We start from the raw sequence: 690 nt of genomic DNA on the forward strand, positions 1-690 counted from the left end.
CGGCACAACAGAGCGTAAGGAGAAAATGTCACATAAGGCGCTCTTCCGCTTCCTCGCTCACTGACTCGCTACGCTCGGACGTTCGACTGCGGCGAGCGGTGTCAGCTCACTCAAAAGCAGTAATACGGTTATCCACAGAATCAGGGGATAAAGCCGGAAAGAACATGTGAGCAAAAAACAAAGCACCGGAAGAAGCCAGCGCCGCAGGCGTTTTTCCATAGGCTCCGCCCCCCTGACGAGCATCACAAAAATCGACGCTCAAGCCAGAGGTGGCGAAACCCGACAGGACTATAAAGATACCAGGCGTTTCCCCCTGGAAGCTCCCTCGTGCGCTCTCCTGTTCCGACCCTGCCGCTTACCGGATACCTGTCCGCCTTTCTCCCTTCGGGAAGCGTGGCGCTTTCTCATAGCTCACGCTGTTGGTATCTCGGCCCGGTGTAGGTCGTTCGCTCCAAGCTGGGCTGTGTGCACGAACCCCCCGTTCAGCCCGACCGCTGCGCCTTATCCGGTAACTATCGTCTTGAATCCAACCCGGTAAGACACGACTTAACGCCACTGGCAACGGCCACTGGTAAGCAGGATGTGCGAGAGATGTAACGAGAGTTCTTGAAGTGGCGGCCTAACTGAGGCTACACGGAAAGGACAGTATTTGGTGACATGTCTCGCACAAGACTGTTACCACGGTTAGAG

1 protein-coding gene is annotated in these 690 nt (G+C 55.9%); it reads right to left on the reverse strand.

Translation table 11 applies throughout. The features are described from left to right. Positions 1-106: 106 nt before the first annotated feature. Entirely contained in the window at positions 107-262 is a 156-nt protein-coding gene (locus DMH12_RS39425) for a hypothetical protein (RefSeq protein WP_185832789.1), read from the reverse strand. Positions 263-690 lie beyond the last annotated feature (428 nt).

It is taken from the genome of Streptomyces sp. WAC 04229 (assembly GCF_003947455.1).
GTDB lineage: Bacteria > Actinomycetota > Actinomycetes > Streptomycetales > Streptomycetaceae > Streptomyces.